The sequence below is a fragment of the Methylobacterium sp. Leaf99 genome, assembly GCF_001422375.1.
Lineage (GTDB): Bacteria > Pseudomonadota > Alphaproteobacteria > Rhizobiales > Beijerinckiaceae > Methylobacterium.
This window is the reverse complement of sequence record NZ_LMMU01000001.1, coordinates 1,313,181-1,339,644: the sequence shown is the minus strand read 5'-3', so window position 1 is coordinate 1,339,644 and position 26,464 is coordinate 1,313,181. Positions and strand designations below refer to the sequence as shown.

25 protein-coding genes and 1 riboswitch are annotated in these 26,464 nt (G+C 73.0%); of the genes, 12 read left to right on the top strand and 13 right to left on the bottom strand.

Annotated elements, in window-relative coordinates; all coding sequences use genetic code 11:
- Positions 1–189 precede the first annotated feature (189 nt).
- The 10 genes from cobJ to ASF28_RS06050 are packed head-to-tail and all read right to left on the bottom strand — an operon-like array spanning position 190 to position 10,438.
- On the bottom strand, positions 190–945 hold the full coding sequence (cobJ, locus tag ASF28_RS06095; RefSeq protein WP_056088994.1) for a precorrin-3B C(17)-methyltransferase: 756 nt from the start codon (positions 943–945) through the stop codon (positions 190–192).
- Positions 942–1,736 carry a precorrin-2 C(20)-methyltransferase gene (locus ASF28_RS06090; RefSeq protein WP_056088992.1) on the bottom strand — a complete coding sequence of 265 codons (795 nt, stop codon included), beginning with the start codon at positions 1,734–1,736 and terminating at the stop codon, positions 942–944. Before ASF28_RS06090 ends, cobJ begins: the two co-directional genes overlap by 4 nt.
- Positions 1,736–2,368 carry a precorrin-8X methylmutase gene (locus ASF28_RS06085; protein WP_056088990.1) on the bottom strand — a complete coding sequence of 211 codons (633 nt, stop codon included), beginning with the start codon at positions 2,366–2,368 and terminating at the stop codon, positions 1,736–1,738. The genes ASF28_RS06090 and ASF28_RS06085 overlap by 1 nt, the downstream gene beginning before the upstream one ends.
- Complete coding sequence (locus ASF28_RS06080) at positions 2,365–3,612, bottom strand: hypothetical protein (protein ID WP_056088987.1); 1,248 nt, start codon at positions 3,610–3,612, stop codon at positions 2,365–2,367. Before ASF28_RS06080 ends, ASF28_RS06085 begins: the two co-directional genes overlap by 4 nt.
- Entirely contained in the window at positions 3,609–7,175 is a 3,567-nt protein-coding gene (gene cobN, locus ASF28_RS06075) for a cobaltochelatase subunit CobN (protein WP_056088984.1), read from the bottom strand. Before cobN ends, ASF28_RS06080 begins: the two co-directional genes overlap by 4 nt.
- Before the next feature lie 16 nt (positions 7,176–7,191).
- The gene (locus ASF28_RS06070; protein ID WP_244474905.1) at positions 7,192–8,064 is read right to left on the bottom strand and encodes a DUF4349 domain-containing protein; all 873 of its coding nucleotides are present in this window, start codon (positions 8,062–8,064) and stop codon (positions 7,192–7,194) included.
- A gap of 5 nt (positions 8,065–8,069) precedes the next feature.
- Positions 8,070–9,104: a cobalamin biosynthesis protein CobW gene (gene cobW / locus ASF28_RS06065; protein ID WP_056088978.1), complete on the bottom strand. Its 1,035-nt coding sequence runs from the start codon at positions 9,102–9,104 to the stop codon at positions 8,070–8,072.
- Complete coding sequence (locus ASF28_RS06060) at positions 9,101–9,493, bottom strand: DUF1636 family protein (protein WP_056088976.1); 393 nt, start codon at positions 9,491–9,493, stop codon at positions 9,101–9,103. Before ASF28_RS06060 ends, cobW begins: the two co-directional genes overlap by 4 nt.
- Entirely contained in the window at positions 9,486–10,235 is a 750-nt protein-coding gene (locus tag ASF28_RS06055) for a CbtA family protein (RefSeq protein ID WP_056088973.1), read from the bottom strand. Before ASF28_RS06055 ends, ASF28_RS06060 begins: the two co-directional genes overlap by 8 nt.
- A 26-nt stretch (positions 10,236–10,261) precedes the next feature.
- A complete protein-coding gene (locus ASF28_RS06050) occupies positions 10,262–10,438 on the bottom strand; it encodes a CbtB domain-containing protein (RefSeq protein ID WP_056088970.1) in 177 nt (58 codons plus the stop codon).
- A gap of 53 nt (positions 10,439–10,491) precedes the next feature.
- A riboswitch (cobalamin riboswitch) is annotated at positions 10,492–10,688 on the bottom strand.
- Between the two features lie 88 nt (positions 10,689–10,776).
- Here ASF28_RS06050 and cobU point away from each other — a divergent pair.
- The 5 genes from cobU to ASF28_RS06025 all read left to right on the top strand — a co-directional run bounded on the left by cobU (position 10,777) and on the right by ASF28_RS06025 (position 15,346).
- Positions 10,777–11,325: a bifunctional adenosylcobinamide kinase/adenosylcobinamide-phosphate guanylyltransferase gene (cobU, locus tag ASF28_RS06045; RefSeq protein ID WP_056088968.1), complete on the top strand. Its 549-nt coding sequence runs from the start codon at positions 10,777–10,779 to the stop codon at positions 11,323–11,325.
- The gene (cobO, locus tag ASF28_RS06040; RefSeq protein ID WP_056088965.1) at positions 11,322–11,921 is read left to right on the top strand and encodes a cob(I)yrinic acid a,c-diamide adenosyltransferase; all 600 of its coding nucleotides are present in this window, start codon (positions 11,322–11,324) and stop codon (positions 11,919–11,921) included. The genes cobU and cobO overlap by 4 nt, the downstream gene beginning before the upstream one ends.
- Before the next feature lie 108 nt (positions 11,922–12,029).
- Positions 12,030–12,410 (top strand): hypothetical protein, encoded by a 381-nt coding sequence (locus ASF28_RS06035; RefSeq protein ID WP_157085381.1) that lies wholly within the window; start codon positions 12,030–12,032, stop codon positions 12,408–12,410.
- A 53-nt stretch (positions 12,411–12,463) separates the two neighbouring features.
- Positions 12,464–13,918, top strand: coding sequence for a cobyric acid synthase (locus ASF28_RS06030; RefSeq protein WP_200912647.1), 1,455 nt, complete (start codon positions 12,464–12,466; stop codon positions 13,916–13,918).
- A 63-nt stretch (positions 13,919–13,981) separates the two neighbouring features.
- Positions 13,982–15,346, top strand: a complete 1,365-nt coding sequence (locus ASF28_RS06025) for an MFS transporter (protein WP_056088960.1) — start codon at positions 13,982–13,984, stop codon at positions 15,344–15,346.
- A gap of 9 nt (positions 15,347–15,355) precedes the next feature.
- Here ASF28_RS06025 and ASF28_RS06020 read toward each other — a convergent pair whose 3' ends face one another.
- Both ASF28_RS06020 and cbiB read right to left on the bottom strand, forming a co-directional pair.
- On the bottom strand, positions 15,356–16,423 hold the full coding sequence (locus tag ASF28_RS06020) for a DUF3616 domain-containing protein (RefSeq protein WP_082476021.1): 1,068 nt from the start codon (positions 16,421–16,423) through the stop codon (positions 15,356–15,358).
- Between the two features lie 35 nt (positions 16,424–16,458).
- A complete protein-coding gene (gene cbiB / locus ASF28_RS06015) occupies positions 16,459–17,460 on the bottom strand; it encodes an adenosylcobinamide-phosphate synthase CbiB (protein ID WP_056091289.1) in 1,002 nt (333 codons plus the stop codon).
- Between cbiB and cobD the strand changes: the two genes are divergently transcribed.
- The gene (gene cobD, locus ASF28_RS06010) at positions 17,437–18,456 is read left to right on the top strand and encodes a threonine-phosphate decarboxylase CobD (protein ID WP_056088958.1); all 1,020 of its coding nucleotides are present in this window, start codon (positions 17,437–17,439) and stop codon (positions 18,454–18,456) included. The genes cbiB and cobD overlap by 24 nt on opposite strands.
- Here cobD and ASF28_RS06005 read toward each other — a convergent pair.
- Positions 18,449–19,633, bottom strand: coding sequence for an MFS transporter (locus ASF28_RS06005; RefSeq protein ID WP_056088954.1), 1,185 nt, complete (start codon positions 19,631–19,633; stop codon positions 18,449–18,451). The two genes, cobD and ASF28_RS06005, sit on opposite strands and share 8 nt — an antisense overlap.
- Positions 19,634–20,000: 367 nt before the next feature.
- On the opposite strand from ASF28_RS06005, the gene ASF28_RS06000 reads away from it, so the two are divergent.
- The 6 genes from ASF28_RS06000 to ASF28_RS05975 all read left to right on the top strand — a co-directional run bounded on the left by ASF28_RS06000 (position 20,001) and on the right by ASF28_RS05975 (position 26,322).
- Entirely contained in the window at positions 20,001–20,201 is a 201-nt protein-coding gene (locus ASF28_RS06000) for a hypothetical protein (RefSeq protein ID WP_056088951.1), read from the top strand.
- A gap of 237 nt (positions 20,202–20,438) precedes the next feature.
- Positions 20,439–21,845 (top strand): malonyl-CoA decarboxylase, encoded by a 1,407-nt coding sequence (locus tag ASF28_RS05995; protein ID WP_056088948.1) that lies wholly within the window; start codon positions 20,439–20,441, stop codon positions 21,843–21,845.
- Positions 21,846–21,863: 18 nt separating this feature from the next.
- The gene (locus ASF28_RS05990) at positions 21,864–23,384 is read left to right on the top strand and encodes a malonate--CoA ligase (protein WP_056088944.1); all 1,521 of its coding nucleotides are present in this window, start codon (positions 21,864–21,866) and stop codon (positions 23,382–23,384) included.
- Between the two features lie 108 nt (positions 23,385–23,492).
- Positions 23,493–24,647: a YihY/virulence factor BrkB family protein gene (locus tag ASF28_RS05985; protein WP_056088941.1), complete on the top strand. Its 1,155-nt coding sequence runs from the start codon at positions 23,493–23,495 to the stop codon at positions 24,645–24,647.
- Positions 24,648–24,755: 108 nt separating this feature from the next.
- A complete protein-coding gene (gene msrB / locus ASF28_RS05980; protein WP_056088937.1) occupies positions 24,756–25,157 on the top strand; it encodes a peptide-methionine (R)-S-oxide reductase MsrB in 402 nt (133 codons plus the stop codon).
- 283 nt (positions 25,158–25,440) lie between these two features.
- On the top strand, positions 25,441–26,322 hold the full coding sequence (locus tag ASF28_RS05975) for a hypothetical protein (RefSeq protein ID WP_056088934.1): 882 nt from the start codon (positions 25,441–25,443) through the stop codon (positions 26,320–26,322).
- The last annotated feature ends 142 nt before the right edge of the window (positions 26,323–26,464 follow it).

The following is a 26,464-nucleotide window of genomic DNA, read 5'->3' as shown; positions in this document are numbered from 1 at the left end:
CCGCGAGATGTGTGAATGCCGTAGCCTGGAACGAGAGGGTTGGGGTGAGGGTCGTGGCCTCTCCGAAAAGTTCGCACACCTCACCCTGTCCCTCTCCTTTCAGGAGAGGGGACCCGCGCTCGATCCCGATCCGCGTAGGAATGACCGCACCCGTTTCGGCGTCGCGACACGTCCGAAGTACGGCTCGCCTCACGCCGGCACGCTGCGGGGGGTGTAGACGTAGGGCACCCCGTCCCCCCGCGAAATCAGGCGGGTCGCCGAGGCGCCGATGATCACCAGGGTGGCCATGTCGGCCGTGGTCTCGCGGGCCTCCGCCAGGGTGAGGACGCGGAGCGCCTCGTCGGGGCGCGAGACCGCGCGGGCGAAGATCACCGGGGTGTCGGGCGCGCGGATCTCGGCTGCAAGGGCGAGCGCCCGCCCGAGCTGCCACGGCCGCGCCTTCGAGATCGGGTTGTACAGGCTCACCACGAAATCGGCCCGCAGGACCGCGTCGAGGCGGGCGGTGATGACCGCCCAGGGCTTGAGGTTGTCCGACAGGGACATGGCGCAGAAATCGCCGCCCAGCGGCGCGCCCAGGCGGGCGGCGGCGGCCAGCATGGCGGTGATGCCGGGCTCGACGGTGATCTCCAGCGTTCGCCACAGCGGATCGCCGGCCTCCACCGCCTCGAAGATCGCCGCCGCCATGGCGAAGACGCCGGGATCGCCGCCCGAGACCACGGCGACGTGGCGGCCGGCGGCGGCGAGTTCGAGGGCGTGGCGGGCGCGGTCGACCTCGACGCGGTTGTCGGTGGCGTGCCGGATCAGGCCCGGCCGCTCGGGCACCCGGGCGACGTAGGGGATGTAGCCGATGAGGTCCTCCGCTCGCGCCAGGGCCGCCTCCGCCGAGCGGGTCAGCAGGTCCGGGTCGCCGGGTCCGAGGCCGACGACGGTGACGGAGCCGGTCACGGCCGGCGGCCTTCGCCGGGCAGGAGCACCATGGAGAAGTAGGGCGCCACGTCGTCGGTCTTGTCCTTGAGCGCGATCACGCGCTCGCCCGCCATGGTGCCGCGCTCGACGTAGACCGCGCGCTCCAGCACCCCGGCCTCGCCGAGCGCCGCCCGGACCTTGGGCAGGTGGCGGCCGAGCTTCATGATCACGGCGGCGTCGGTCTGCGCCAGACGCGCGACGAGGGCCGCGTGCGGCAGGGTCGCGGGCAGGATCGTGAGCACGTCGTCGCCCCAGGTGATGGGGGTGCCAGCCCGGGTCCAGCAGCCGGACATGCCGGTGACGCCCGGCACCACCTCCACGGGGAAGCGGTCCTTGAGGCGGCGCCACAGGTGCATGAACGAGCCGTAGAAGAACGGATCGCCCTCGGACAGGATCGCGACGTCGCGCCCCGCCCCGAGGTGGTCGGCGAGCTGCCCCGCCGCGTCGTCGTAGAAGGCGGCCAAAGCCGCGACGTAGTCGGGATGATCCGGGTGCAGTTCGGTGGTGTAGGGGTAGGCGAGGGGGAATTCGCGCGCCGGCTCAGACTGCAGCACCGCGTCCGCGATGGTGCGGGCGTTGCCGCGCCGGCCCTTCTTGCAGAAATGCACGAGGACGGGCGCCGCCTGCAGCACCTTCATGGCCCGCACGGTGAGGTAGTCGGGTTCGCCCGGCCCCATGCCGACGCCGAACAGGGTGCCGGTGGTCTTCGCCACGGGGCTTGCGGTCTCTTCCAGGGGATCGACCGGGGGGAGGGGGGCGCCCGCCTCCATCACTCGATCTCCTGCGCCAGGGCGTTGACGGCGGCGGCCGTCATGGCGCTGCCGCCGCGCCGGCCGTGAACGACGATGAACGGCACGCGCCCGTCGCGGGCGAGGGCCTCCTTCGATTCGGCCGCCCCGACGAAGCCGACGGGGATGCCGATGATCGCGGCCGGCGGCGACACGCCCTCGTCCAGGAGTTCGAGGAGGCGGAACAGGGAGGTCGGGGCGTTGCCCACCGCCACGATGCTGCCGGGCAGGTGCTCGCGCCACAATTCCATGGCGGCGGCCGAGCGCGTGGTGCCCATGGCGGCGGCCATCTCGGGGACGCGCGGGTCGCTCAGGGTACAGATCACCCGGTTGTTCGCCGGCAGGCGCGACCGGGTGACGCCGTCGGCGACCATGCGGACGTCGCACAGGATCGGCGCGCCCGCCTTCAGGGCGGCCTCGCCGCGTGCCGCGAAATCGTCCGACGCCTCCACGTCGCCGGGGAGGTCGGTCATGCCGCAGGCGTGGATCATCCGCACCACCACCCGCTCGGCGGTGCCGTGGAAGCGGGCGAGGTCCGCCTCGGCGCGGATCATCGCGAAGGAGCGGGCGTAGATCGCCTGCCCGTCGCGCAGGTAATCGAGGCGCGAACTCATGGTGTCGTGGTCCTGAAGGCGTGAGCGAGGATGTGGGCCGGATCGGCCCTCCTTACGCGGTCCAGCGCGGCCTCGAAAGTGAGTTGCATCGCCGGCTCGCCATCGGGGCGGCCGTGGAGGACGATGCCGTAGCGTCCGGCGCGGCCGACGAGGGTGAGGGCGGTGGGGCCCGGATGGGCGCAGCCCTTGGCGCAGCCGGAGACGTGGGCGTCGATGCCCGTACCCTTCAGCGCCTCGGCGAGGCGGGCGGCATCGAGCAGCGTCGGCGTCGAGCCCGAGGCGCAGGCGGGCGCGCCGGGGCAGGCGGCGACGTTCCCGCGGGGATCGTCGGCGGCGTGTATGAACCCGTTTTCGCCGAGGGCGTCGAGGGCGCGCCGGGTGCCGTCACGGTCCCGGGCCACGAGGACGAAGCCCCGGGTCGGGCTCAGCGCGAGGTGGAGCGCTCCGAGCCGGTCGCTCCACTCCGCCAAGCGGTCGAGGCCGTCCGCCGTGCAGCGGCCGAAGGCGGCCGCGACGGCGAGCGCCGTGCGGCCGTCGCCGACATCGTGCAGGCCCGGCGCCAGGGCGGGGAGAGGTGAGGGGGCCGGCATCGCCGTGCCCGCGAGCCTTTCACGGCACGCGGCGTCGAGGTCGCGCATGCGCCGGGCGCCGCTCTCGGTCAGGGCGCGCAGGGCGTTGGAGACATGCTTCAGCGCTCGCGCTGTCGTCACCGGCGCGAACCAGACCGGCCCGTCCGGCCCGGCTAGCGCCCAGGCGACGCCGTCCGGGGCAACGACCCGGAGGTGGATGTCGGCCTCGGCCTCCCCGAGGCCGAAGCGCCCGTCCTCCTCGATGGCCACCAGGGTCTTGGGCGGCAGGCCGGGCACCGCGCGGCCGATCGCCTCCACGGCCTCCGCCAGGGTGTCGAGGCCGAACAGCGGCGCGGTGAGCGTCAGGCGCTGCGGGCCGCCATCGGCGCGGACATCCCCGAGGCCGACCCCCCCGAGATGCCCGGCGAGGGGCCCCTGCGTCTCCGGCACGACGCCGCGGATCTGGAGGTTGGCCCGTGCGGTGACGTCGACATGGCCGTTGCCGAAGCGGCGCGCGCCCTCGGCCACGGCCCGGGCCTGGGCGGCGGTGAGGCGCCCGAGCGGCGGATGGACCCGGGCCAGGAGGCCGTCGCCCGTCGGCATCGGCCGGGCGAGGCTCGGGCACCAGCCGCGCCGATTCGGTGCCTCGGGCAGGACGCGGCGGGCGAGGCTCACTCGGCCGCCTCCGGCATGGGTTCACCGGGCATCAGTTCGTCGGCCGCCATGGCGTTGCGGCGGGTGGTCCACAGGCCACGGCGGCGGGCCTCGTCGAACCGTTCGAGGATGGCGCGGGCCGCCTCCGGGTTGGCGGCGCGCAGGGCGTCGAACGTCTCGGGATCGGCGATCATGGCGCCGTAGAGCCGGTCGAGGTCGGCATCGGACACGGCATTCGTGGTGGCGGCGAGGACGAAGACCGCATCGATCCCCTGCGCCAGCTCCTGGGCGCCGCGATAGCCGTGGCGCAGCTGCGCCGCGATCCAGCGCGGATGGCCGAGTTTTCCGCGAATGAGCCGGGCCGCGTCCTCGCGCGCCGTCCGGGCTTTCGGCGAATCGGGTGTGCCGACATCGAGGCTGTAGAGGGTGGGGCGGGCGCCGGTGAGGCCGGCCGCGGCGGAAAACCCGCCCATGGCCTCGGCGGCGGCGTCGCCGTCGAGGAGGTCGCGCTCGGCCACGTCGAAGGCGTGGACGTAGGCGTCGGCCTGGGCGACGCGGGCGGCGAAGCCGGCATCGGCGACGTCCTCGGCGCCGCCATAGGCGTGCGAGGTGGCCTCCAGATAGGCGCGGCCGAGGTCGTCCCGGCCGTCCCAGGCGCCGTCGAGGGCGAGGCCGCCGGCCCCGGCGCCGTAGCGGCCGGGGGCGGCGCCGTAGACGCGGGGCGTCGCCTCGCCCCGCCGCCGGGCGGCGGCCAGGGGATTTTCGGCGTCCTCCTCGTCGCGGGACGCGACGGCGTCCGCCGCGCGGGCGAGGAGCGCCAGGGTGTCGGGAAAGGTGTCGCGAAACGCACCCGAGACCCGCACGGTCACGTCGATGCGCGGTCGGTCGAGGAGCGCCAGGGGCAGCACCTCGAAGCCGGTGACGCGGGTCGAGGCGTGGTCCCAGACCGGGCGCACGCCCATGAGCGCCAGGGCGTGGGCGACGTCCTCGCCGCCGGTGCGCAGCGTCGGCGAGGCCCACAGGTCCATGACGATGCGGGCCGGGTACTCGCCCTCGTCCTGCAGGTAGCGCCGGACCACGGCATCGGCGGCCTTGGCGCCCAGGGTCGTGGCGGCACGGGTCGGCAGGCTGCGCGGATCGAGGGTGGTGAGGTTGCGCCCCGTCGGCATCACGTCCTTGCGCCCGCGCGACGGCGAGCCGGCGGGACCGGGGGGAACGAAGCGCCCGTCGAGGGCGGCGATGAGGCCGTCCCGCTCGGCCGTGGCGCAGGCGGCCACCGCCTCCGAGGCATCGGGCGCGGCCCGGCCGAAGACGTGGAGTCCGTCGCGGGTGGTGACCTCGCCGAGATCGCACAGGTGCGCGTCCAGCGCCGCCAGGGCGTCCGGCATGGCGGTGCCGGCATCGATCCCGGCGGAGGCCAGGAGCCCGGCCGACTCCGCCTCGTCCAGGATGGTGCGGGCGATGATCGCGGCCCGGCGCGGGTCGAGGACGCTCGCCGCCGAATACTCCTCCACGAGTTCGCGCAGGTGGGCCGCTTCCGGGTCGAGGCCCGCGCACTCCGTCTGCGGCGTGAGGTGGCCGAGCGCCACGCCGCCGAGGCGGCGCTTGAGGGGGGCGGCCTCGCCGGGATCGTCGACGATGAACGGGTACACCACCGGCAGGGCGCCCACGGCTCGGGCCGGCCAGCACCCGGGCGACAGGGCCACGGCCTTGCCCGGCAGCCACTCGGTGGTGCCGTGGGTGCCGAGGTGGATCAGGGCGTCGAAGTTTCGGCGCAGGCCGAGGTGGAAGGCGAGGTAGGCGTGGGTCGGGACCGCGTCGGGATCGTGATAGCCGGCCTTGCGGTCGGCGGCCCGGCCGCGGTCGGGCTGGAGGAAGAGGGCGACGCGGCCGTTCGGGCTTCTTTCCCGCTCACCCTCACCCGGAGGTACATTCGGGCGGGCAGCCGGATCAGTCGCGGGTCCCCTCTCCTGGAAGGAGAGGGACAGGGTGAGGTGTGTGGATTCTCCGGAGATGTCCCACACCTCACCCCAACCCTCTCCTTCCAGGAGAGGGGGTCTGTCGCGGGTGTCCCCCACTTCGGGGCTTCTGCTTGCTGCGTGATGATGGGAGGTCGAACGGACTACGGGGAAGCGAAAGGCGCCGTCGACGCAGAGCGGATCGGCCTCGGGCTCGCCCCAGCTCGCGATCAGATCGGCCCGGTCGGCCTCCGGCAGGCCCGCGATCCACGCCCGATAGGCGGCAAGATCAACGACAAAATCGCGCGGTCCGTGGGTGAGGGCGCGCATCACCGCGTCGGCCTCCGGCAGGGGGCCGGTGGCGTAGCCGGCCGCCGCCAGGTCCGACACCATGGCCCGTGCGCTCTCGGGCGTGTCGAGGCCGACGGCGAAGCCGGCCCGGCCGCCGCGGGCCGGGTAGTCGGAAAGCACCACGGCGAGCTTGCGCTCCGATGGGGGCAGGCGGGCGAGGCGCATCCAGGCCGCCGCCCGGTCGGCCAAGGCCGCGATGCCCTCGGCATAGGGGCGGGCGCGGCGCTCGGAGAAGCCGTCGATCTCCGGCCCGTCCTCCTTGAACGAGATCGGGAAGCCCGAGAGCCGCCCGTCGAATTCCGGCAGGGCCACCTGCATGGCGAGGTCGGCCGCCGACATCCCCCGGGCCGAGGCGTCCCAGGCGGCCTGGGCCGCGCCGATGGTGTAGGCCTGGATCACCGGGCAGTCTGCGCCGTCCAGCACGAAGCCCGCATCCTCGCGGGCCGAGAAGGCGGTGGCGGCGACGACGAGGTCGGGCTTTTGCGCCGCGATGGCGTCGCGCAAGGCTCCCACGGCCGACGGGTCCTTAAGGCTCGACACGGCGACGAGGAGCACCTGCAGACCGCGGGCCTGGAGGGCGTCGCCGAGGGCCGCGAGGGGGGCGGTGTCGCCCGACAGGATCGCCGAGCGGTAGACGACGAGGAGGGCGAGGGGCGCCGCGCCGGACGACAGGGGGCGCCCGGCGGCGAGGGCCCGGTCGCGGTCGATGGGGCCGCAGCCGGGGCAGCAGACGAAGCCGCGCGGCAGGGCCCGGGGCTCTTCGATCGCGACGGGAAACCCGATCTCGGCGGCGAGCCGCCCGAGCATCCGGCGCAGGTTGTCCGCGCCCCCGGCCCGGAAATAGGCGTCGAGGACCGGCGCCAGTTCCGGCGCCGTCGAGAAGGCGTCGAGGCGGGTGTCGGGCCGGTCGTCGCCCGGCAGGACCACGAGCCGGACGCCGTTCGCCCGCGCGGCGGCGGCGGCGCGCTCGATGCCGTAGCGCCAATAATCGAGGCCGCCGAGGCAGCGGATCACGACGATCTTCGAGCGCGCGATCACGCCGTCGACGTAGAGGTCCACCGACATGGGGTGGCGGAGTTTTGCCAGTTTCGCGAGGCGCAGGGTCGGTGCTGGACTCTCAGCGCCCTGCGGAAACGCCGTCGCGAACGCGCCTGCGACGCCGAACAGGTCGGAATCCGTGAACGACAGAAACACGATGTCCCCCGGTGCCTGACCGAGATCGATGGCGGCCTCGCCCTCGTCGAGGGAGACCGTGTCGATGCGGATCAGGTGCATGGCGGAACGCGCGGCCTCACGGCTGCGCCTCCGTGAGGGGCCGGCCGATGCGGGCCCGCCGGCGCCGGCGCAGGCGCCACAGGACGCGGACGAGGAGGAGCCCGATGGCCGCCACGGGGAGCCAGGGCAGGCTGGCGACGGCGAAGCGCAGGGCGTCGCCCGCGCTGGCGCCGAAGGTCTGGCCGGCCTGGCTCCAGGCGTCCTCCACGGGGGCGAAGGCGCCCGACCGGGCCCCGTCCGAATGGAAGAAGACGGACACGATCTCGGTGTCGACGCGCCGCTGCAGGCCGCGCTGCCGGGCCTCGCCCTCTTCGACCTGGGACTGGACCTTGGACAGTTCGCCGGCGATGCGGATGAGGTCTTCCACCCGCGTGTCCGATTTCGCCGCCAGCTCGTCGAGGCGGGCGCGATAGGCGGTGAGCTGCGCGAGCCGGCGGTCTCCGTCTTCCAGGGGGGTGGTCAGGTCGTCGGCCCGCGTCGCCTGACGGCGCAGGACGACATCGCCCGCCGCCTCGCCCGGCAGGGGAGCGGTGAGGAACGCCACGTAGGGGGCGACGGATTCGTGCGGCAGGCGGACCTGGATCTGCGCCTGCGGGCGGCCCGAGGGGCGCGCGCCGTCCTCGAGGGAGGACGAGACCAGGACGCAGCCGAGGCCCGTATCGGACAGGCAACGGTTGCGCGCCGCCGCGAAGTGCGGCGCCACCCTGTCGGGCGGCAGGCCGAGGGTGAGATCGTGCGTGAAGGCGAGCTTGGCGGCGGCGCTCCGGTTGGCCTGCATCGACGGCAGCGGGCTGGCGACTTCGGGGGCGGGCGGACGCGCGTCGGAGCAGCCCCCGAGGAGGGCGGCGAGCCCCAGGGCCGCCGCGACGAGGCTGCGCCGTCCCGCCATGCCGCTCATCCCGCCAGGGCGGCGGCGACCGCGCCCTGATCGAAGCCCTTGAGGCCGATGACCACGAGGCGGCCGTCGCGGGCTTCCGTACCCTTCCAGGGCCGGTCGTAATGGTGCGCGATGCGGGTGCCGACGCCCTGGACCACGAGGCGCATGGGCTTGCCGGTGACTTCGGCGAAGCCCTTGATCCGCAGGACGCCGGCGGTCTCGGCGGCCCGGGCCACGCGGATCGCCAGATCCTCGGCGGTGGCGGTGGCGGGGACCGGCAGAGCCACGGAGTCGAAATCGTCGTGGTCGTGGTCCTCGCCCTCGCCGTGGTGGGAGGGGCGGGCGTCGAGGTCGTCCTCGGCCGCGGCGCCGAGGCCGAGGATGACGCGCGGGTCGAGGCGGCCGTGCTCGGCCTCCACCATCTTCACGGCGCGGGGCAGGTGAGCCTGGACCTCGGCGCGGACTTTTTCGCGGCCGGCGGCGTCGAGGAGGTCGGCCTTGTTCATCACCACGAGGTCGGCGCAGAGGAGCTGGTCCTCGAACACCTCTTCGAGGGGGTTGTCGTGATCGACGTTCGTGTCCTCGGCGCGCTGGGCGGCGGAGGCCGCCGGATCGTCGGCGAAGAACCCCGCCGCCACGGCCGGGCCGTCGATGACCGCGATGACGCCGTCGACGGTCACCCGCGAGCGGATCGCCGGCCACTGGAACGCCTGGACCAGGGGTTTCGGCAGGGCGAGGCCCGAGGTCTCGATGAGGATGTGGGTCGGCGGGTCGGCCCGGTCGAGGAGCTTGTTCAAGGCCGGCACGAAATCGTCGGCGACGGTGCAGCAGATGCAGCCGTTGGCGAGCTCGACGATGTCCTCATCCCGGCAGCCCTCGATGCCGCAGGCGGCGAGGAACGAGCCGTCGAAGCCGAGATCGCCGAACTCGTTGACGATGATGGCGAGCCGCCGGCCGTTCGCGTTCTCCACGAGGTGGCGCACGAGCGTCGTCTTGCCGGCCCCGAGGAAGCCGGTGACGATGGTGCAGGGGATTTTTTCGACGAGGCTCATTCGGCGGCGTCCGGAATGGGGTGCGCCGCGAGCGGCGGGATGCGGGCGACGACGCCCTTGCGGAATTCGGGGGGCCGCGCCTTCCACGGCACGATGCCGTCGGGCGTCTCGCCGTAGAGGCCGACGCCCTCCAGGATGGTGCGGGCCGATTCGGTGGCGTCGAGGTCGCCGTAGACGTAGGTCCAACGTCCTTCCGAGGCGACGGCGACGGTGCAGGGCCGCTTACACACGGACAGGCACTCGACGCCCTCGATGCGCAGGCCGGGCCGGCCGTGCGCGCCCACCGCGTCGCGGAGCGCACTCAGCAGTCGGGCGCCGGCGCGGGGCTCGGCCGGGTCGCCGGCCGCGCGGCAGGCGGTGCAGACGTAGAGGGTGACGTCCTCAGCCATGGGACGCCGCCTTCCGGCCGAACAGGCTCCAGGCCCAGCCATAGGCCAGCCCGATCACCGCCCAGAACACGAAGGCGATGCCGAGGGAGCGGGCGGCGAACTGCGCCGCGTAGCCCGCCGGCAGGGCCGAGGCGGCGTGGCTCGTCTCCGGCGCCCCGGCGAGGTGCGGCGCCACGAGGAGGACGAGGCCGCCGGCGATGGAGATCGGCGTGCGCCGGACTGCGATGAGGTAGAGCCCCATGGCCGTGGCGGTGGCGGTCATCACCCACCAGAACTGACGGTCGGCCAGCGGCGCCGCCTCCATGCCCGGCAGTTCCGGCGGCAGGCCGAGGGCGGGTGCGAGGGCGACCGCGAGGAAGCCGGCTACGGCGAAGCGCAGGCCGGTCTCGGGGGTCGGCTCGCGGCCGACGGCGAGGAGGACCGCGCCGAGCAGCAGGGCGTAGCCGACGCCGCCGACCAGGGTGGCGAGGGCCGTGAACGCCATGCGGGGCAGGCCGGGACCCGGCTGCCACTCGGGCGCGGTTTCGCCGCCGGAGACGGCCGGGTCCTTCGCGCCGTGGTCGTGCCCGCCGTGAACACGCACGACGAGGGACGCGAAAGTAGGAGCGGAGGCAGAAGCCTGCGTCTCGTAGCGCTCGGCCGCGATGATGAGCGGCGAGGTGAGCGCGAGCTGCAGGCCCGTCGCGACCACAGCCGCGAGGAAGCCGGCGACCAGGGCCGCCGACACGAGCCGGATGATCATGGGGGGTCTACCCTGGCGCTAAACGCTCAGTGGCAGGGGAAATTCTGGGTGTGGCGGAAATCGTGTGCCGCGTTGTGCAGCGCCATCGCCGGGGCGAAGCCCGCCATGAACACGAGGCCGAGGCCGAGGAACGCGGCGACCATCACGGCGCCGAGGCGCTCGTTGGTGCGGGTGCCGGTGAGAACGAGGGTGTTGGTGGTCATCGGTTGATCTCCTGGCCGCCCCGCCGGCGGCCGTGGTCGAAGGTGAGGACGGAAGTCCCCGGTGCCGGACGGCAGGTCTCCTGGCTCGCGGGTCGTCCGGTTCCTGCCGCCTTCCCGGATCGCTCCAGTGGCCGATGGCAGGCCCGTCGCCGCTCACAGTTGCGGGGGCAGCCGCGGTTTCAAGGCGCTCGCCCCTCACCGCATTCCCTTTTCACCCCGTCGCCGGGGCACCGTCCGATCCCAGCTTCTACGCGGTCGCACGATCCCTGACAACGCGCCGCCCCGCCGTTTCGCGCGCCTTTGACCACACGATGACGTTTCGGGCTAAAGGATGCGCCATGCCCCAGCCCCCTCCCCACACCACCCTGGTTCTCGGCGGCGCGCGCTCGGGCAAGAGCGTCCATGCCGAGGGCCTGATCGAGGCCTGCCCGGCGCCGTGGCTCTACCTCGCCACCGCCCAGGCCTGGGACGACGAGATGCGCGGCCGCATCGCGCTTCATCGCAACCGGCGGTCCGCCGACTGGATCACCCGGGACGTGCCGATGGATCTGCCCGAGGCCGTGGCGGCCGCGCGCGGGCCGGTGCTGGTCGATTGCCTCACCCTCTGGCTCACCAACCTCATCCTGGCGGAGGCCGATGTCGAGGCCGCGACTGGGCAACTGCTCGCCGCCTGCGCCGGGGCGCCGGGGCCGGTGGTGCTGGTCGGCAACGAGGTCGGCCTCGGCATCGTGCCCGACAACGCCCTCGCCCGCCGGTTCCGCGATGCGGCGGGCCGCCTGCACCAGCGCCTCGCGGCGCAGGCCGACCGCGTCGTGTTCATGGTGGCGGGCCTGCCGATGCTCGTGAAACCTCAACTCCCGAATCCCTCGCTCGGAGCGACCCCATGACCGAAGCCGACCGCCATCGCGAAAAGATGGAGAAGCGCAAAGCCGTGCAGGATGCCGAGGTGGCGGAAAAGACCATCGAGAAAGGCCTCCTCATCGTTAACACCGGCCCCGGCAAGGGCAAGACCACGGCGGCCCTGGGCCTGATGCTGCGGGCGCTGGGCCACGGCTGGCGCGTCGGCGTGGTGCAGTTCATCAAGGGCGCTTGGGACACGGGCGAGAAGCACGCGCTGAAAGCCTTCGGCGACCGGATCGACTGGCACACCCTCGGCGAAGGCTTCACCTGGGAGACCCAGGACAAGGCCCGCGACATCGCCGCCGCCGAGCACGCCTGGGCCAAGGCGCTAGACCTCATGGCCGACCCGACCATCCGCCTCGTTGTGCTGGACGAGCTCAACATCGCCCTGCGCTACGACTACCTGCCCCTCGACGCCGTGGTGGCGGCGTTCCGGGCCCGTCGGCCCGACCTCCACGTCATCGTCACCGGCCGCAACGCCAAACCCGCCCTCATCGAGGCCGCCGACCTCGTCACCGAGATGGTCTCGGTGAAGCACCACTTCGCGGCGGGGGTGAAGGCGCAGGAGGGGATCGAGTTCTAGGCACAAGCCGCCGGCGTCGGTGCTTTCCGCTTGATCCCGCGCCGGGGACGTTGCGTAATCAGTCCGATGCAATTCGGAGTTGAAGCGATGCGCCTCAGGACGGTTCTCATGCCGCTTCTCGCGGGTTCCCTTCTCGTGGGTCCCTTGGCAATGCCCGCGCCTGCAAGCGCGGAAGCCCTGTGCGGCCACGAGGTCGTGTCTATCGAGCAGATGGTGCGGGACATCCAGGCGAAGGCCGGCGGCCGCGTAAGTCTGGACAACGCAAGTTTCGTCGCCGTCGACGATCCGGCCAACATGATCCTGTGGACGTTCGCCAAGCCGAGCGGCGGCCGGTTTCCCGCCTACATCTGCCGCAAGGTCGTCCAGGAGGATGGCAAGGTCGTCGTCCAGCTGAGGGCTCTGTGCCGGGGCCCGAAGCCGGAATGCGACGCGTTGATTGCCAGCGTCCTCGATCAGCAGCAGAAGGCGACCCAGTCTATCCGGCGCTGATCTGATCACGTCCCCGATCCGACGAAGCCCGCCCCCAGTCGCAGGACCCTCCGATGACCCGCGCCATCATGATCCAGGGCACGGGCTCGGATGTCGGCAAGTCCCTCGTCGTCGCCGGCCTGTGCCGGGCCTTCGTCCGGCGCGGGCTCGCCGTGCGCCCGTTCAAGCCGCAGAACATGTCGAACAACGCCGCCGTCACCGCCGATGGCGGCGAGATCGGCCGGGCGCAGGCGCTCCAGGCGCGGGCGGCCGGGGTGGCGCCGTCCGTCCACATGAATCCGGTGCTGTTGAAACCCCAGAGCGAGACCGGCAGCCAGATCGTGGTTCAGGGCCGCATGGTCGGCCAGGCCACGGCCCGCGACTACCAGGGCTGGAAGCCGCGCCTCCTCGCCGCCGTGCTGGAGAGCTTTTCGCAGTTGAAGGCCGAGGCCGACCTCGTCGTCGTCGAGGGTGCGGGCTCGGCCTCCGAGGTGAACCTGCGGGCCGGCGACATCGCCAACATGGGCTTTGCCCGCGCTTCGAACACGCCGGTGATCCTGCTCGGCGACATCGACCGGGGCGGGGTCATCGCCAGCCTCGTCGGAACGAAGGCGGTGATCGATCCGGCCGACGCGGCGATGATCCGGGGCTTCCTCGTCAACCGGTTTCGCGGCGACCCGAGCCTGTTCTCCGACGGGATGGACCTCATCGCCCGCCACACGGGCTGGCCGAGCCTCGGCCTGATCCCGCATTTCCCGCAGGCCGCCCGCCTGCCGGCCGAGGATGTTCTGGGCCTCGTCGGGTCCGAGGGGAGCGCCGCCGGTCGCAAGGTCGTGGCCGTGCCCGTCCTGCCGCGCATCGCCAACTTCGACGACCTCGATCCGCTCCGGGGCGAGCCGAACGTGTCCGTGGTGCTGGTGCGTCCGGGCGAGCCGATCCCGGTCTGCGACCTCGTGCTCCTGCCGGGTTCGAAGACCACCATCACGGACCTCGATTTTTTCCGGGCCCAGGGCTGGGATACCGATCTTCTGGCGCACGTCCGCCGGGGCGGCCGGGTGCTCGGCCTCTGCGGCGGCTACCAGATGCTCGGTCGGTCCCTCGCCGACCCGCACGGGATCGAGGGCGCGCCCCGCACCGTGCCGGGCCTCGGACTCCTCGACGTCGCGACGGTCATGAATCCGGTCAAGCGCCTGGAGGCCGTCACCGGCACCTCGCTCCCCGACGGCGTGCCGTTCTCCGGCTACGAGATGCATGTCGGCGACACCCATGGCCCCGACGCCGCGCGCCCGCTCCTCGGCTTCGCCGACGGCCGACGCGATGGCGCGGTCTCGGCCGACGGGCGGGTCGCCGGCACCTACGTCCACGGCCTGTTCGCCGACGATGCCCAGCGCGCCGCCTGGCTCGCGCGCCTCGGCGCCGCGGCCGGCGGCGGGGCCTACGAGGCCGGGATCGAGACGGTGCTCGATGCGCTCGCCGACCACCTCGAAGCCCACGTGGATTGCGACCGCCTGTTCACCCTGGCGTTGTAGCGCTCACCCGTCGTAGGCTCGGGATCGAAGCCCGGCCAGAACGGGCACGGGAGAATCCGCCCGATGACGACGCCGCCCCCGCAGGTCGATGCGCGCCTGGCGCACGACACGGTCCGCACGGTCACCCTCCGGCTGATGCCCCTGCTCGGGCTGATGTACCTCATCGCCTATATCGACCGGCAGAACATTTCCTACGCCAAGCTGCAGATGGTCGGCGACCTCGGCCTGAGCGAGACCGCCTACGGCCTCGGGGCGTCGCTGTTCTTCCTCGGCTACTTCCTGTTCGAGGTGCCGTCGAACGTGATCCTGGAGCGGGTCGGCGCGCGGCGCTGGTTCGCCCGGATCATGCTGACCTGGGGGCTCATCACGATCGGGCTCGGCTTCACCCAGAACACGGCGATGTTCTACGCCCTGCGCTTCCTCCTCGGGGTGGCGGAGGCCGGCTTCTTTCCGGGCGTCCTGTTCGCCCTGACCCTGTGGTTCCCGCAATCCCACCGCGCCCGGATGATCGGCTGGTTCATGATCGCGAGCGCGGTGGCCAACGCCGTGGGCGCGGCCATCGGCGGCGCCCTCCTCGACCTCGACGGCCTGCTCAGCCTGAAGGGCTGGCAATGGGTGTTCGTCGCCACCGGCTTGCCCGCCCTGGCGCTGGCCGTCGTGGTCCTGCGCATCCTGCCGGACGGGCCGGAGCGGGCGCCCTGGCTCTCCCGCGAAGGGCGCGACTGGCTCGCCCGCACCCTCGCCTTCGAGCGCGAGGCCGGGGGGCAGGTGGAGCACGGCAATCCGTTCGCCGCCCTCCTCGACCGGCGGGTCTGGATGCTGGCGTCGGTCTACATCGCGTTTCCGCTCGCCGCCTACGGGTTGAGCTACTGGCTGCCGACGGTGGTGCGCAGCTTCGACGTCTCGAACACCCTCAACGGTCTCATCAACATCATCCCGTGGGTGGTGACCGCCTTCGCCCTGTGGTGGGTGCCGCGCCGCGCGGCCCGCTCCGGCGATCAGGTCTGGCACGTGGTGGTGCCGGGGCTCGTGGCGGCGGCCGCCCTCGTGCTCAGCGTCGTGCTGCCGGGGGCGGCGCTGAAGTTCGCCTGCCTGTGCGTGGCGGCGGCCGGGGTGTTCTCGGCCCAGCCGGTGTTCTGGTCCCTGCCGGCGACCTTCCTCAAGGGCGCGAGCGCCGCCGCCGGGATCGCGGCCATCAATTCGGTCGGCAACCTCGGCGGCTTCATCGCGCAGAACGCCGTGCCGCTCATCCGCGACCGCACCGGCAGCGACCTCGCCCCGATGTATTTTCTGGCGGCCTGCCTCGCACTCGGGGCGAGCCTGATGTTCGTGGTGCTCTCGGCGCTCCGCCGCGACGCCGCGCGGCGGAGCGCGCAATCGGGCCTTCGCGCGGAGCCGGTGCCCGGTCCGTCCGTGGAAGCGCGCTGAAGTTACAGCCTACGGGATCGCCACCGCGTACTCGCGCGGGCCCCCGTCGAGAACGCTGTCGAACACCACCAGCACCCGGCCGGGGCCGAGGCGCACGATGCCCTCGGGCTTGCCCCTGGCCTCGTCACCGTCCAGCGGCGCGAGGGTGCCGAGCGGCGTGACCTTGCCGGAGGGCAGTTCGGCGAGGAACAGGGTGTAGGGCACGGCCAGCCCGTTGCGGGTCGGGCCGGACAGCACGAGGAGCCGCCCGTCGGGCAGGGCCGTGAGGTCGCGGATGCCGGCATCGCTTCCGAGGGCGAGGGGGATCGTCGTGGGCTTGGCGCCGAGGGGCCCGTCGCCGGGGGCGAACAGGGCGGCGACGGGCACCGAGACGAGGAAGGCCCGGCCGTCGAGGACCGGCGCGCGGAGGCCGGCATAGAGGGTGTCGCCGACCACCGCGAGGCCCTCGACGTTGAGGCCGGAGAGCGGCTTGCCGCCCTCGCGCGGTTCCAGATCCTTCAGGAAATACGGGCCCACCGTGTCGGCGGTCCGGAGGGCGTCGCCGAGGCGGTAGGTGGTCTCGACGCGCGCCCCCGTGCCGGCGGCGTCCGGGCGCAGGCGGGCCAGGAGGGCGGTGGAGAGCTTGAACTCGCGTCCCCGCCGGCTGCAGCCATGGGAGCCGGTGACGTAGAAATCGGGTGCTTCATAGGCCACGGCCTCGCCGTCCATCTCCCGGTACGCGCCCTGGCCGAGGGTGCAGTCGCCCGTGGCCGGGGGGGACCCGAGGGCGGCGGCGGGCGGCTTGCGGCCGGCGATGTCGATGACGGCGCCCGGATTCAGCGTCGTGCCGTCCAGGGTGACGAACTGGGCGCCCGCCGCCTCGTCGTCCACCACCATGCAGGTGCGCGGCCCGGCCCCGGCCGGTGCGCAGGCGATGCCGGAGATGTCCTCGGCCGGCTTGGTCTGCTTCTTCGTGATCTCGCCCGCCAGCCCCGCGCCGACGGTGTAGGATCTGTCCACGGGATGCAGCACCTGCGCGCGGACCTGAGACAGCAGGGCCAGTCCCGAGGCGGCGGCGAGGAGGGAACGGCGGATCATGGCGGAGCTCCGGGGGACGGGCGGCATGGTCGCGCTCATAGCAGCGCGACCGTGAGGAGGGCGAATGTCAGGGCGGCGAGGCCGAACAGCAGGCGGCAGGCGGTGCGGTAGAGGGCGAGCGCCCGCTCCACGTCGCCGGGCCCCGCCTCGGCCCTCCCATCGCCCATCCAGGCATCCTCGACCCGGGTCGCGCCGTAGACGCGCGGACCGGCGAGGCGCAGGCCGAGGGCCCCGGCCATGGCGGCCTCGGGCCAGCCGGCATTGGGCGAGCGGTGGCGGCCGGCGTCGCGCAGGAGGGTGCGCCAGGCCGCGCCCGGCGAAGCACCCCGGTGGAACAGGGCCGCCGCGACGATGAGGCCGCCGGCCAGCCGCGAGGCGGGCAGGTTGACGAGGTCGTCGAGGCGGGCGGCGGCCCAGCCATAGGCTTCGTGGCGCGGGGTGCGGTGGCCGATCATGCTGTCGGCGGTGTTGATCGCCTTGTAGAGGGCGCCGCCCGGCAGGCCGCCGACGCCGATCCAGAACGCCGGCGCCACGATCCCGTCGGAAAAGTTCTCGGCGAGACTCTCGATGGCGGCGCGGCAGATGCCGGCCTCGTCGAGGCTGTCGGGGTCGCGCCCGACGATCATCGACACGGCGACGCGCCCGCCCGCCAAGCCACCGCTCCGCAGGTCCGCCGCCACGCGGGCGACGTGGTCGTGCAGGCTGCGCTGGGCCGGCAGGCTGGCGCAGAGGAGGGCGAGGATAATGGGGCCGCCCCACGGGCCGAGCAGGGATGCGCCCGCCGTCAGCCCGAAGGCGACGGCGGCGACCACGGCGAGCAGCGTGAGGGTCGCCAGCACGCCCATGGCGCGGCGACGGGCCGGGCCGCCGCGGTTCAGGCGCCCGTCGAGCCGGCCGATGACGGCGCCGATCCAGGTGACAGGGTGGCCGAGGGCCCTGTAGAGCCGGTCGGGATAGCCGGCGGCCGCCTCGACGGTCAGCGCGAGCAGCAGGACGACGAGCGTATCGGGCGGATGGGTGAGGGCGGTCCAGGGCATTCGGGTTCGGTGAGCGGGTCTCTCCCCATCGCGCATGGCGGCGATCTCGATGCGGCGCGCGCCCTGTTTCCGGAGGCGCCCGCGCCGTGGGTCGATCTCTCGACGGGGATCAATCCGGTGCCCTACCCGTGTCCGCCCCTGGAGGCCAGCGCGTTCCGGCGCCTGCCGTCCCCGGCCGACCTCGCGGCGCTGAACGCGGCGGCGGCGCGGGCCTACGGCGTCGCCGATCCGGCCGGCATCGTGGCGGCGCCCGGCACCCAGATCCTCATCGAGACCCTGCCGCGCCTGTGGCCCCCCGCCCGCGTCGCCGTGGTCGGGCCGACCTACGCCGAGCACGCCGCCGCGTGGGGCCGGGCCGGCCATGCCGTTGCCGCGGTGACGGACCTCGGTGCGGACGCCGACGTGATGGTGGTGGTCAATCCCAACAACCCCGACGGGCGGACCTGGGACGCCGCCGCGCTCCTCGCCTGCGCCGAAGGGCTGGCCGCGCGCGGCGGCCTCCTCGTGGTGGACGAGGCCTTCGCCGACCTCGAAGCGGTCGAGACCCTCGGGCCCCACCTGCGGCCGGGCCTCGTGGTCCTGCGCTCCTTTGGCAAAACCTACGGGCTCGCCGGGCTCCGCCTCGGCTTCGCCCTGGCCGAGCCCGCCTTCGCCGCGCGCATCGCCGAGGCGCTGGGCCCCTGGGCGGTGTCCGGGCCCGCGCTCGCCATCGGCCGCGCGGCGCTGTCCGATCCCGACTGGCGCCGGACCGCCGCCGCCGCGCGGAGCGCCGATGCGGGCCGCCTCGACCGGATGATCGCCCGGTCCGGCGGCCGGGTGGTCGGCGGCACCTGCCTGTTCCGCACCGCCGACTTTTCGGACGGGCCGGGCCTGTTCGCGCGCCTGGGCGAGGCCGGCATCTACGTCCGGCGCTTCGAAGCGGCGCCCCGGCGCCTGCGCTTCGGCCTGCCGGCGGACAAGACCGAATGGTGTCGGCTGTCGCGGGTGCTCAGGTAGCCTTCGGCGTCCCGCGCTCGAGGAGCGCCACGAGGAGGCCGGCGCCCGACAGGACGAGGCCGACGGCGCAGACGCCGGGCCAGCCGGCCATGAGGAAGGCCTGGCTGCCGGCGAACGCCCCGATCGCCCCGAACACGAACATCACCGTGAACAACACCGTGTTGACCCGTCCGCGCGCGCCCGGGACCAGGGCGTAGACCCGGGTCTGGTTGGCGATGAGCGCGCCGTTGAGGCCGATGTCGATGAGGAGCACGCCGAGACCGACGGCCACGAGGGAGACGGCGCCGCCGGCCCACAGGACCATGAAGGCCGCCACCACGAACAGGGCGCCCGCCACCACCACGGGCCGGGCGCCGCGCCGGTCGGTGTAGCGGCCCGACCCCGGGGCGATGAAGGCACCGACCACGCCGATGACGCCGAACAGGCCGGCCCCCGCCGCCGTGAGGTCGAAGGGCGGCGCTTCCACCAGGAGGGCCAGCGTCGTCCAGAACGCGTTGAAGCTCGCGAACAGCAGCCCCTGGCACAGGCTGGCGCGGCGCAGGGCCGGCTGTGTCCGCACGAGGTGGAGGATCGACACCATCAGGGCGCGGTAGCGCAGGGGCCGGGTCTGGGCCGTGCGCGGCAGGGTCGCGGCGGCGACGCCCGCGATGATCAGCGCCACGGCGCTGGCGGCGAGGAACACCGCGCGCCAGCCGTACTGGGCGCCGACGAAGCCGCTCGCCGTCCGCGCCAGCAGGATGCCGCTGAGCAGCCCGGTCATCACCTGACCGACCATGCGGCCCCGGGTGGCGTCGGGGGCGAGTTCGGCGGCGAACGGCACCGCCTGCTGCGCGGCCGAGGCGAGGAAGCCGATGGCGAGGCTCGCCGCCGCGAGCGATCCGAGGCTCGGGCTGAGCGCCGCCGCCAGGAGGGCCACGGCGAGGCCGAGCATCTGCGCCAGGATGAGGCCGCGCCGGGGCAGGCTGTCGCCGATGGGGACAAGGCAGAGGATGCCGAGGCCGTAGCCGACGAGCGACGCCGTCGGCACGAGGACGGCCGCGCGGTCGCCGAACTCCGCCACCAGCAGGGCCAGCAGGGGCTGGTTGTAGTAGATGTTGGCGACCGCGCCCCCGGCGATGAGGGTGAGGCCGAGGCGCGCCTTCAGGGTGAAGCCGTGGCCCGGTGCCGCCCCGCTCATGCCGCGCGCCGGGGTGCCGCCGGGGGGACGTCGCGCGTCGCTGTCAGGCCGGGTGTCGTCATGGTCTGGTGCTGTCCCGGTGGGAATCGAACGGGTGAGTAGGGCGGTGTGCACCGTGCCCGCAAGGCCGGTCGGGCCGGCGGGCCGGACGCGTCGTCGCAGGTGCGTACCTCTCGGGCAGGCCCGATCGCATCTGTTTGAACGAGGGACCGCACGTTTTGGCGGCCGAGGGACCCGGAATCGGGCTGACAAGCCGGGCCAACCCCTTGGAAAACGCGAGATTTTGCGGTCTGATCGCAGCCATGGCCCGGCGAATCGCGCTCCGTTCCACGGGAGCGGCCCGCCGGGTCCGACGACGGAGCCTCGAATGCCGAACTATCGTGTCGAGTTTGCCAAGGAAATCCTGGGCGTTCCCTTCCCCGTCGGCTCCGTCGCCATCGTCCGGGCCCGCGATCCCGTGCGGGCGCTCCGGGCAGCGGAACTGCGCTTCGCCCGCCAGCACGGCGTCGAGGACTGGCGGGAGCGGGCCGACCGGGCCGAGATCATCGCCGCCGGCGGCGCGAGCTGACGCACGCGGCCTCCGGCCGTCCCGGGCCCGTTGCACGACCGAGGTCACCGGTTTCGCGGCGTGAATCTGCGACACGCCGAAGGGGCGGGCACTGCGCCGCGTCGGCGTGCCGAAGCGAACCGGCCTAGGTCTCTGGTCCTTCGCGCGGGGCCGTCATAGAGTGTTCGTCGAGCCGTGCGCGGATGCGCGTGGCGGGACCGCCCGGTTCGGGCGCCAGTACGGGGACAGGCGGCTTCCATGGCGGCGATCTCTTTCTTCGGCGATCTGCTGCAGACCATCAGCGACCGGGGCCGCGACCTCATCGGGTTCGGGCGTGGGGATCTCGCCGCCCGCGCCAACGCGCAGGAACTGGTCAAGCTGTGCGAGGACCTGATCTCCCGGCGCGGCGAGGCCTCCGGCGTCGCCCTCGCCCGGCTCATCCTCGACCGATACGCCAGCCTCGCCCGGCCCGAGCGGGCGAGCTTCCTGCGCATGGTCGCTACCGAGTTCGCCGCTGACCACGCCGCCGTCGACGAGGCCATCTCGGCCTACCGCGCCGCGCCGTCGCGGGCGGCCCTCGGCGTCCTGCACGACGCCGCCGAGCCGCGCAGCCAGGAGCTGATCCGGCGCCTGAACCTCGCCCGGGACGGCACCCTCGCCCTGGTGCGCATGCGCGAGGACCTGTTCGGCCTGCGCCGGTCCCTGCGCGACGAGGAGGCCGACCCCGACCTCGTCGACGCCGCCGACAGCCTCGACAGCGATTTCGAGCACCTGTTCGCCTCGTGGTTCAACCGCGGCTTCCTCGTGCTGCGCCACATCGACTGGACCACGCCGGCCCATATCCTGGAAAAGATCATCCGCTACGAGGCGGTCCACGCCATCGCGGATTGGGACGACCTGCGCCGCCGCATCGAGCCGCGGGACCGGCGCTGCTTCGCCTTTTTCCACCCAGCCCTCGTCGACGAGCCACTGATCTTCGTCGAGGTGGCGCTGACCGCCGCCATCGCCCCCGCCATCGCGCCGATCCTCGCCCACGAGCGCGACCTGCTGCCGCCGCGCGCGGCCACCACGGCGATCTTCTATTCCATCTCCAACTGCCAGAAGGGTCTGGCCGGCGTCACCTTCGGCAACTTCCTCATCAAGCAGGTGGTGGAGGATCTGGCCCGCGAGATCCCCACCCTCAAGACCTTCGTCACCCTGTCGCCGGTGCCGGGCTTCGCGACCTGGCTCGACCGCGAGCGCCGGGCCGACGCGCCGCAGGGGCTCACCCACGAGGATGTCGAGGCCCTGCGCGCCATCGACGAGCCGGACTGGTTCTCGGACAAGGCCAAGGCCGAGGCCGTGCGCAAGGCGATGATCCCGGCGGCCGCCGCCTATTTCCTCCGCGCCAAGAACGAGCGCGGCAAGCCGCTCGATCCCGTCGCCCGGTTCCACCTCGGCAACGGCGCCCGCCTGGAGCGCCTGAACTTCCTCGGCGACGTCTCGCCCAAGGGGTTGGGCCAGTCGCGCGGGCTGATGGTCAACTACCTCTACGACCTCTCGGCCATCGAGAAGAACCACGAGACCTACGCCAACCTCGGCACCGTCGCGGCCTCCAGCGCGGTCAGCCGCGAGTTGCGCAACAACCTGCCGCCCGCCCGCGCGGTGGCCCTGGCCGACGCCTGAAAGCAATCCGAAGCCCGCATGCCCAATCACCTCTTCGACCTCGTCCGCGCGAGCCTGCCCGCCGATCCGGCCACGAAAACCTTCGTCGAGACGGGGGACGGCACGCGGTTCACCTATGCCGACCTCCTGGCGCAGTCGGGCGCCTATGCGGCGGCCCTGGTCGGGCTGGGGGTGAAGCCCGGCGACCGGGTTGCGGTGCAGGCCGAGAAGAGCCCTGAATTCCTGTTCCTGTACCTCGGCACCGTCCGGGCGGGGGCCGTGTTCCTGCCCCTGAACACCGCCTACACCGCCCACGAGGTCGCCTACTTCCTCGGTGATGCGGAGCCCACCGTGTTCGTGTGCGATCCGGGCAAGCACGAGGCCCTGGAGCCGGTGGCGCAGGGGGCCGGCGTGGCCGCAATGCGGACCCTCGACGCGTCCGGGCGCGGCAGCCTGGTCGCGGCGGCGGATGCGGCTCCGGGCGACTTCGCCGACGTGGCGCGCGGCCCCGACGATCTCGCGGCGATCCTGTACACCTCGGGGACCACCGGGCGCTCCAAGGGCGCCATGCTCACCCACGAGAACCTCGCGTCGAACGCCCGGACGCTCGCCGAAGTCTGGCGCTTTACCGCCGACGACGTGCTCATCCATGCCCTGCCGGTGTTCCACACCCACGGCCTGTTCGTGGCGACCAACACCGTTCTGGCCACGGGCGGCACGATGCTGTTCCTGGCAAAGTTCGACGCGCGGCAGGTGCTGGGCCTGATGCCGCGCGCCACCGCGATGATGGGCGTGCCGACCTTCTACACCCGCCTGCTCAAGGAGCCGGGCCTCGATGCTGCCATCGCGAAAACTATCCGTCTGTTCGTCTCCGGCTCGGCGCCGCTGCTCGCCGAGACCCACCGCGACTGGGAGGCCCGCACGGGCCACGCCATCCTCGAACGCTACGGCATGACCGAGACCAACATGAACACCTCGAACCCCTACGCGGGGGCGCGGGTGGCCGGCACCGTGGGGCCGGCGCTCCCGGGCGTCGCCGTGCGGGTGGTGGATCCCGAGACGGGGACGCACCTCGGGACCGACGCCGTCGGGATGATCGAGGTGAAGGGCGCCAACGTGTTCCGGGGCTACTGGCGCATGCCGGAGAAGACGGCGGCCGAGTTCAAGGCCGACGGGTTCTTCGTCACCGGCGACCTCGGCAAGATCGACGCCGACGGCTACGTCCACATCGTCGGGCGCGGCAAGGACCTCATCATCACCGGCGGCTACAACGTCTACCCGAAGGAGGTCGAGAACGAGATCGACGCCCTGCCGGGCGTGGTCGAGTCGGCGGTCATCGGCTTGGCCCACGCCGATTTCGGCGAGGGCGTGACGGCGGTGGTGGTGGCCCGCGACGGCGCCCCCGACGAGGCCGCGATCCTGCGCACCCTCGAGGCGCGGCTTGCCCGCTACAAGTGCCCCAAGCGCGTACTCTTCGTCGACGACCTGCCCCGCAACGCCATGGGCAAGGTCCAGAAGAACGTCCTGCGGGAGACGCATGCGGGGCTCTACCGCGCCTGAACCCGGCCCGGACCGTCCGGCAGGGCGGAACGCCCCGCAGGCCCCGGCGTTCTGCTCAGCGTAAGCTCAAGCTTGGCACCTCCTGCCGCCCGAACGGTCCCCGCCGCGATGCCTTCCTCCCCCGAACCGGCGCCCGCCCAGATTGGCGCCGCCTCCGTCCTGTGGACCCTGGCCATGGGGGCGGCCCTCGTCGCCCTGGCGGCGGGGACCCGCGGCCGGACGCGGAGGGACGGGCCCGTCGCCCCGCCCGAGCCCGACCGGAACCGGGACGGGGGGGCGCGCTCCCATAGCGGGCGCTCCGCCGAATGGGTCGCCGCCACGCAGGCCGGGCGCGGGCGCGCCGCCCGCACGCCCCTGGAGATCACCGCCAGCGGCTGGAAGGACATCCTGTTTCGCGTCTACCTGGAGTTCAACAAGGACCGGGTGCTGTCGGTGGCCGCCGGGGTCACGTTCTACACCCTCCTGTCCCTGTTCCCGGCCATCGCCGCCCTGGTCTCCTGCTACGGCCTCGTCGCCGATGTCGGGTCCATCAACGACCATCTCGCGAGCTTGCAGGGCGTGCTGCCGTCGGGCGCCATCGAGATCGTCGGCGATCAGGTCAAGCGCATCGCCGCCAAGGGTGGCGGGTCCCTGGGGCTGACCTTCTTCACCAGCCTCGTCATCTCCCTGTGGAGCGCCAACGCCGCCATGAAGGCGATGTTCGATGCCCTCAACGTGGTCTACGAGGAGGAGGAGAAGCGCTCGTTCGTGATGCTCAACCTGCGCTCCCTCACCTTCACCATCGGCGCCCTGCTGTTCACGATCTTCGCCCTGTCGAGCATCGTCGTGCTGCCCCTCGTGTTCACCTTCGTGGGCTTCAGCGACACCGCCTGGCTGCTGGCCCAGCTGCGCTGGCCCGCCCTGCTGGTGGTGGTGCTCGGCGGCCTGTCGCTGCTCTACCGCTACGGTCCGAGCCGGGAGCGGCCGCGCTGGCGCTGGGTCGGCGTCGGGGGCGCCGTGGCGGGCGTGCTGTGGCTCGTCGCCTCGATCCTGTTCTCCTGGTACGTGTCGAGCTTCGGCAACTACAACGAGACCTACGGCTCCCTCGGTGCCGCCATCGGCTTCATGACCTGGATCTGGATCTCCACTACCATCGTGCTGCTCGGTGGCGAGATCAACGCCGAGATGGAGCACCAGACCGCCCACGACACCACCACGGGCGCTCCCCTGCCCATGGGTGCGCGCCGGGCCCGGATGGCCGACACCCTCGGGGCCGTGGCCTAGCGTCGGGGCCATCGGACGAGCCGACGCGGTCGGCTGGCCTCCACGGGATGGCTCCGGGACCCTATCTAGGGGGAAACCACACCGTTTCCCTCGCGATGGATCCGACCCATGACCGCACCAACCGCCGACACCCGCACCGACGCCGAGTGGCGCGAGATTCTGTCCCCCGAGCAGTACCGGGTGCTGCGCCAGCACGGCACCGAGCGCGCCGGCACGAGCTGCCTCAACGCCGAGAAGCGCCCGGGCGTGTTCCACTGCGCCGGCTGCGATGCGCCGCTGTTCGAGAACGGCACCAAGTTCGAGTCCGGCACCGGCTGGCCGAGCTTCTTCGCACCGTTCCCCGAGGCCGTGGAGACCCAGGTCGACCGCAGTCACTGGATGACCCGGACGGAGGCGCACTGCGCCCGCTGCAAGGGCCATCTCGGCCACGTCTTCGACGACGGTCCGGCCCCCACCGGCCTGCGCTACTGCATGAACGGGATCTCCCTGCGGTTCGAGCCGCGCGGATGAGACGGCGGGGCGTCGCGCGACAGTCGCCGCGACGGCCATCAGGCGGGGGATCGAGCAAGGGATCGAGATGGGGACGGAGCGGTGGATCGCGGGCGTAATCCGGCGCACCACCTTGATTTCTGCGGTGTTTTGCTTAGTCCCGGAATGGTAATTCTCTGACGAATACCGCGGCGCCCGCTGATGGGCGCTGCGCAGACCGCATCGTTCGAAAGATCGAGGCGCCCGTGAATGTCAGTCCGGCGGAACCTCGACCGTGGGACGCACAGACCCCCGGAGACTCCGCATGAGCATCGTTCGCCGGTTCCTCGTCGCCCCCTCCCTCGTGCGCCTCATCCGCAAGGAGCGGGGCGGTGCCCGGATCACCGAAGGCTACTTCGCGCCCCAGGCCGGACGCGTCTCCTACGTCCGGGTCGACGGCCAGCAATGCCACCTCGTCCTCGTCAGTACGGACCAGGACGGGGCCTCGACCGAGGAGCGCACGGACGTGCCGCGCGCCCACGGCGACGCCCTGCTCGACGTCTGCAGCGGCAAGGCCCAGTACGACCGCACCGCCATCGCCCTGGGCGCCGGCCGGGAGGCGCGCATCGACCGCTACGTCGCCCCGGGCAACCTCGACCTCGTCAGCGTGACCTTCGACGAGATCGGCGACGCCAACGCCTTCCCGGTGCCGGTGTGGTTCGGCCCCGAGGTCTCGGGCGACGCGGCCTACGAGCGTCACGCCGTCGCCCTCCAGGGCGCGCCCCAGCCGGGCGAGATCGCCCTGAGCAACGCCGCCCTCGAGGCAGTCCTCGACCTCGTCGAGCCCCGCTTCGGCTTCGGCCGGTACGGCGCCGCCTCCGGTGCGGCGGCCGCCAAGCCGGCGGACGAGGACGGCATGATGAAGGCCCTGCGCCGTGTCGCCGGCGGCGGCGCTCAGCCGGTTCCCCCGGCACCGGCCCCCGTGCCGGTCGCGGCGCCCGAGGCCGTACCCCATGAGGCCACGACCCAGGAGGCCGGCGGCCCCAACGACGCCCGGATTGACGACGTGATCGAGAGCCTGTCGCAGGCCCTCGGCAACCCGCAGCCCCTCCCGCCCGAGGGCGAGGCCGCCCAGCCCGCGCGGGCCGAGGAGGCCGGGGCCGAATTCGAGCGCTGGACCGTCCGCCCGCGCCGCAACCAGACCTGATCGGGGCCCGATCGAGGCACGTGCGGCCGCGCCCCGTTCGGGATGCGGCCGCACGTGCGAGAATGTCACTTTCATCCCCGCCTGCGCGATTGAGTGGTGCCCACAACTTCGCTAGCGTCGCGAGCAAGAAACACGACGGGCG

What these genes read in the sequence shown, in the direction of transcription:
- ASF28_RS06090 (WP_056088992.1), bottom strand. Translation starts at nt 1,736, where the DNA reads ATGGAGGCGGGCGCCCCCCTCCCCCCGGTCGATCCCCTGGAAGAGACC.
- ASF28_RS06085 (WP_056088990.1), bottom strand. Translation starts at nt 2,368, where the DNA reads ATGAGTTCGCGCCTCGATTACCTGCGCGACGGGCAGGCGATCTACGCC.
- cobN (WP_056088984.1), bottom strand. Translation starts at nt 7,175, where the DNA reads ATGCACCTGATCCGCATCGACACGGTCTCCCTCGACGAGGGCGAGGCC.
- ASF28_RS06070 (WP_244474905.1), bottom strand. Translation starts at nt 8,064, where the DNA reads ATGGCGGGACGGCGCAGCCTCGTCGCGGCGGCCCTGGGGCTCGCCGCC.
- cobW (WP_056088978.1), bottom strand. Translation starts at nt 9,104, where the DNA reads ATGAGCCTCGTCGAAAAAATCCCCTGCACCATCGTCACCGGCTTCCTC.
- ASF28_RS06060 (WP_056088976.1), bottom strand. Translation starts at nt 9,493, where the DNA reads ATGGCTGAGGACGTCACCCTCTACGTCTGCACCGCCTGCCGCGCGGCC.
- ASF28_RS06055 (WP_056088973.1), bottom strand. Translation starts at nt 10,235, where the DNA reads ATGATCATCCGGCTCGTGTCGGCGGCCCTGGTCGCCGGCTTCCTCGCG.
- ASF28_RS06050 (WP_056088970.1), bottom strand. Translation starts at nt 10,438, where the DNA reads ATGACCACCAACACCCTCGTTCTCACCGGCACCCGCACCAACGAGCGC.
- cobU (WP_056088968.1), top strand. Translation starts at nt 10,777, where the DNA reads ATGCCCCAGCCCCCTCCCCACACCACCCTGGTTCTCGGCGGCGCGCGC.
- cobO (WP_056088965.1), top strand. Translation starts at nt 11,322, where the DNA reads ATGACCGAAGCCGACCGCCATCGCGAAAAGATGGAGAAGCGCAAAGCC.
- ASF28_RS06035 (WP_157085381.1), top strand. Translation starts at nt 12,030, where the DNA reads ATGCCGCTTCTCGCGGGTTCCCTTCTCGTGGGTCCCTTGGCAATGCCC.
- ASF28_RS06030 (WP_200912647.1), top strand. Translation starts at nt 12,464, where the DNA reads ATGACCCGCGCCATCATGATCCAGGGCACGGGCTCGGATGTCGGCAAG.
- ASF28_RS06025 (WP_056088960.1), top strand. Translation starts at nt 13,982, where the DNA reads ATGACGACGCCGCCCCCGCAGGTCGATGCGCGCCTGGCGCACGACACG.
- ASF28_RS06020 (WP_082476021.1), bottom strand. Translation starts at nt 16,423, where the DNA reads ATGATCCGCCGTTCCCTCCTCGCCGCCGCCTCGGGACTGGCCCTGCTG.
- cobD (WP_056088958.1), top strand. Translation starts at nt 17,437, where the DNA reads ATGGGTGAGGGCGGTCCAGGGCATTCGGGTTCGGTGAGCGGGTCTCTC.
- cbiB (WP_056091289.1), bottom strand. Translation starts at nt 17,460, where the DNA reads ATGCCCTGGACCGCCCTCACCCATCCGCCCGATACGCTCGTCGTCCTG.
- ASF28_RS06005 (WP_056088954.1), bottom strand. Translation starts at nt 19,633, where the DNA reads ATGAGCGGGGCGGCACCGGGCCACGGCTTCACCCTGAAGGCGCGCCTC.
- ASF28_RS06000 (WP_056088951.1), top strand. Translation starts at nt 20,001, where the DNA reads ATGCCGAACTATCGTGTCGAGTTTGCCAAGGAAATCCTGGGCGTTCCC.
- ASF28_RS05995 (WP_056088948.1), top strand. Translation starts at nt 20,439, where the DNA reads ATGGCGGCGATCTCTTTCTTCGGCGATCTGCTGCAGACCATCAGCGAC.
- ASF28_RS05990 (WP_056088944.1), top strand. Translation starts at nt 21,864, where the DNA reads ATGCCCAATCACCTCTTCGACCTCGTCCGCGCGAGCCTGCCCGCCGAT.
- ASF28_RS05985 (WP_056088941.1), top strand. Translation starts at nt 23,493, where the DNA reads ATGCCTTCCTCCCCCGAACCGGCGCCCGCCCAGATTGGCGCCGCCTCC.
- msrB (WP_056088937.1), top strand. Translation starts at nt 24,756, where the DNA reads ATGACCGCACCAACCGCCGACACCCGCACCGACGCCGAGTGGCGCGAG.
- ASF28_RS05975 (WP_056088934.1), top strand. Translation starts at nt 25,441, where the DNA reads ATGAGCATCGTTCGCCGGTTCCTCGTCGCCCCCTCCCTCGTGCGCCTC.